The sequence below is a fragment of the uncultured Fibrobacter sp. genome, from assembly GCF_946062555.1.
Lineage (GTDB): Bacteria > Fibrobacterota > Fibrobacteria > Fibrobacterales > Fibrobacteraceae > Fibrobacter.
This window is the reverse complement of the sequence record NZ_CAMGVQ010000116.1, coordinates 1-3,741: the sequence shown is the minus strand read 5'-3', so window position 1 is coordinate 3,741 and position 3,741 is coordinate 1. Positions and strand designations below refer to the sequence as shown.

Annotated in this window: 6 protein-coding genes and 1 pseudogene; 2 read left to right on the top strand and 5 right to left on the bottom strand. The window is 43.1% G+C overall.

The annotated features are described in order from the left end of the window. The 5 genes and pseudogenes from Q0P86_RS16660 to Q0P86_RS16640 all read right to left on the bottom strand — a co-directional run. Positions 1–173, bottom strand: a pseudogene (locus Q0P86_RS16660) (His/Gly/Thr/Pro-type tRNA ligase C-terminal domain-containing protein); the annotation flags it as partial. 307 nt (positions 174–480) lie between these two features. After that, positions 481–1,083 (bottom strand): GNAT family N-acetyltransferase, encoded by a 603-nt coding sequence (locus tag Q0P86_RS16655; protein ID WP_295041062.1) that lies wholly within the window; start codon positions 1,081–1,083, stop codon positions 481–483. A 4-nt stretch (positions 1,084–1,087) separates the two neighbouring features. Beyond that, positions 1,088–1,243, bottom strand: a complete 156-nt coding sequence (locus Q0P86_RS16650; RefSeq protein ID WP_295041060.1) for a hypothetical protein — start codon at positions 1,241–1,243, stop codon at positions 1,088–1,090. A gap of 49 nt (positions 1,244–1,292) precedes the next feature. Further along, a complete protein-coding gene (locus tag Q0P86_RS16645) occupies positions 1,293–1,829 on the bottom strand; it encodes a hypothetical protein (protein WP_295041058.1) in 537 nt (178 codons plus the stop codon). After that, positions 1,826–2,473: a DUF4329 domain-containing protein gene (locus Q0P86_RS16640; RefSeq protein WP_109587443.1), complete on the bottom strand. Its 648-nt coding sequence runs from the start codon at positions 2,471–2,473 to the stop codon at positions 1,826–1,828. Before Q0P86_RS16640 ends, Q0P86_RS16645 begins: the two co-directional genes overlap by 4 nt. 593 nt (positions 2,474–3,066) lie before the next feature. Between Q0P86_RS16640 and Q0P86_RS16635 the strand changes: the two genes are divergently transcribed. Then, positions 3,067–3,459 carry an FISUMP domain-containing protein gene (locus Q0P86_RS16635; RefSeq protein WP_295041054.1) on the top strand — a complete coding sequence of 131 codons (393 nt, stop codon included), beginning with the start codon at positions 3,067–3,069 and terminating at the stop codon, positions 3,457–3,459. A gap of 46 nt (positions 3,460–3,505) precedes the next feature. After that, entirely contained in the window at positions 3,506–3,670 is a 165-nt protein-coding gene (locus Q0P86_RS17020) for a hypothetical protein (RefSeq protein WP_366941351.1), read from the top strand. Positions 3,671–3,741: the final 71 nt, after the last annotated feature.

The following is a 3,741-nucleotide window of genomic DNA, read 5'->3' as shown; positions in this document are numbered from 1 at the left end:
ACAACCTTGCGGTCGTCTTCGGTCATCTTGAGGAAGTCGGCAACCTTCATGCTGCCTTTATCACCTTCTTTACGACGGCGGACAGACACGACTCCGTCTACAACTTCTTTCTCGCCGACGATCAGGAGGTACGGCACCTTCTGGAGTTCGCACTGGCGGATCTTGTAGCCGAGCTTTTGACGCCTACGGCGTCAGCGGCTGCGCCTCGGTCCTGCTAAAATAGCGAAGCGCCAGCATTTTGTCGCGACACTCGGCTTGCTCGCTTTCCTTTACGAGGGCGCAGAAGTCGGCCACTTCGTATGTTGGTCTTATGGGCGTTCCCGCACATTCTGTGCGGTTGGGCTATATTTTATGGGTTGCCCGGCTCACTCCGTTCCCGCTCAACCTCATAAAACGGCGCCACAGCGTCGCCCCAAGGGGTCACTATCCCTAACGCAAATGAGCGGGTTTACGCCCGCTCAAATTCGCACAAAAGAAGTTCTACTTGTTATTTCTAAGGGCTTCTGCGTAATGGAATAAATCGCAGCACATCATACGCGTGCGCAACAGTTCGCTCTCATGCAGTTGCAAACTTGCCCGTTCCTCATTTTCGGATTTGAAAATGAACGAAAACTCGTTACTCCCGTAAAACTTGAGGACAGACTGTGCATTGTAGGCGTCGACTGCAAGGAATCTGCAACCAGTCTTGTTGTGCGAGTCGGAAAACCAGATCTTTAGAAAAACCAGTATTTCTGAACCGATACCATGGCCTTGAAAATCTTTGCTTACAGCAAGGCGACCAATCAACACAGAAGGATAGTTGTGGATCAGCCTTTTGGGGTGCGGTACTTTATCACGCAACGAACGACGCATTTGCCTAGCCTGGACGCTACCGTTCGATATCGTAAACATGGACGAAATCTCACCCGACTTCTTGTGAACGAACGCATAAGTCTTTCCGAAAAGGGCATGTTCATACGCGGCTGCATCACTATGGAAAAATTCGTCAAGATCCTTGTCTCCACAGGAAAAAACAGACAGGCCCGCTTGGACCTGCTTTTCTTGTAAACTCATCAACCTGCAGTTGGTCGAAAGATAATTCATTTGGCTAAATCTTCGCTGTTTTGAGAATGGAAATGGCTGCCTTGGCCTTTTTAGATAGGTCAAGTTTTTTGTTCGCCTTCAGCACCTGGTTCGCTTTCTTCACGAAACGGTCTGCAGCAGCGTTTTCCAAGACAGGTAATGGACGAATTGCTAATGCCATACCTTAAATATAGATTTTTCAGGTCAAAAAGACAAGCCTTTGGCTTTTATCACGGATCTCCCGCATGTTTGTTTGGGCCTAACATTGGAAAGCGAAATTTCAGTGATTTTATAAAATTATCAAAATCCTGTGGAATTGAGGATTGCCAGATGGCTCCGTCAGGAGACTCTATCCGTCCTGGTGAATAATAATTTAATGTGGTTGTAGTGCCGTTCTTGTTGCTAAAATGGATTGCACATATAAAGAAATCTATAGGTAGACCTGCCACGGGAGTCTCGGATGATATCTTTTTTTTTGTTTTTTTAAGATTTGCCAATTGCTTAGATAACTCTGTTTTCTGTTCGTTATTAAGAATAATCCTGTTTCCTTCAGGATGGTTTCTTTTGGGATTTGCATCCATGAAGATTTCTGCAGAAGAATCCACCGCGCTCAAAAAATCATTTTTGGGTGCGAAGGATATCGTTTTTTCCGCTTCTACAACAGAAACCTTTGTGGTCGGTGGCTTGCTAGTCTCGCTCTCGTTGCAACCGTAAACTGAAAAAAGAGCGAAAGAAACTAAAAGGGATAAAATGTTGTTTGCTTTCATTTCAAGTCTCCCATATAAAGTTTGTCTTCCCCTTCTCCTGGAACGAAAACACGAAATGTATCGTTCGGGGTTCCTAGATATAAGGGAATGTTGTATTCGTTTGCAAAAGGAATGTCTCCGTAAGGTATCCCGGTTTCAAAATCAAATTCGTTTGAAAAGTTTTCGCTGTCGTAATTCGGGTCGTATGCGCCATGAGTGTGTGCAACGCCGACAACTTTGTCAAAGTTCCTTTCTCTTTCCGCAATTCTGTTTAATGTGGGAATGTCGAAACTGTCTAAATCAAACCATGCCGGGGAGTTTTGTGCGTAATATTCTCCATTTTTGTCTTCAAATATAAATGTTGCTGCTTCGCGGTTTCGTCTTTTTGACTCGTCATTGAAAAGATATACCCAATTTAGCGCAGCCTTGTCTGGCGAATCAAATTTTAGAAAGGGGTTCCGCTTTTTAAATGGAATGGGTAAAGGCGAATTTGTTAAAGCATTTTCATCAAACAACTTGTTTTGCCGGTCTATTAGGCGTGCAATATTCTTCTTTTCTTCTTCTGATAGGTTGAAAAAGGTATCTCCGTCAATGGGTATTTCCTGGTTTGTGGAGAAAGTAAAATCCAAAGGATAGATTTCTCTTAGATGATTATATTGAGGCATAGGAGTCTCCTTGAAAAATGTTTTGGGGAATTCGATTACACCTTCTTCTGCGGCTAATTGATTGCATAATTGTTGAGACTCATGCTCGGCTTGCTTGCATTGCTATGCCATGTTGGTGCAACCGCTATGGGGAGTATAGAATATTTTAGCTCAGAAGTCAAGTCTAGATGCTTGTTTGAGCAGTAAAAGAAATTTTACTCGGGAAATGTGGCTTTTTGAGGGGGTAAAAGCCTACTAATACATAGAAGTCGCCTGGCGGGCGACCAAAATCGGCAACAGACGGCCTAAATTCATTTTGTTTTTGAATAAGTAGAGCAGACGATGCTATATTTATGGAGACATAATGATTTTAGAGTAGAATCTTGTTCCTGTATTGAAAAGTCTGGTAAACTTGAAGTTAGCATGGAACAGAACGTTACTCGCACCCATGTGGTGCGGGTCGTCTGTTGCTTATCGCTAACGGGTTACCAGAGCCTTCAATACGTAAGCCTGCGACTTCGCACCTTTTTTTGTTTTCCGAAAATCGTGCGAACACTGTAAGGCTAGGTTCAAAAATTCTCTCGCAAGCCGCCTTTGGCGGAAAGGAATAATGTATGAAGAAAATTGCGATTGTAATGGTTTTGCTTATGAGTGTCTGCATATTTGCGCAAAATCCATTTTGCAATCCATCTGATATAGATGATTATCGTGATGGTCGGTGCTACGAGACTGTTCAAATTGGTTCTCAAACGTGGATGGCTGAAAATTTAACATATCGAGGAAATTTAGCGGGCAAAGCTTGGTTACTTGAACATGTTCCGGGATATTGGAAAATAGCAGTTTTTTATACTTGGAGGGCTGCGATGAACGCTTGCCCAGATGATTGGCATTTGCCTAGTGTAGATGAGTGGGAAACTTTGTTTGAATATGTGGGAGGAGGAGATGGTTATGGAACCGCTATAAAAAAGTTGAAAACGAGAGGTGGATGGGGATTCACCGAGAGATGATGGGAATGGAACTGATGATTACGGCTTCCATGCAGCTCCTGTAGGAATGATATATAGAGATGGGTCTTATATGAATAATGGTGGGTCTACTCATTTTTGGACATCAACTTCTGGTAAGGTGGCAGATTTTCCAATGGCAAGTGATTATGGGGGATTCAATTTTTTTAGCATCGACAATGGGTTTTCTGTCCGTTGTGTAAGGGACTATTAGAAATGAAAAAACTATTGGCAACCTCTAAAAATTACCCCAAAACGACTGTTTACAAATAAACTAACATTTGC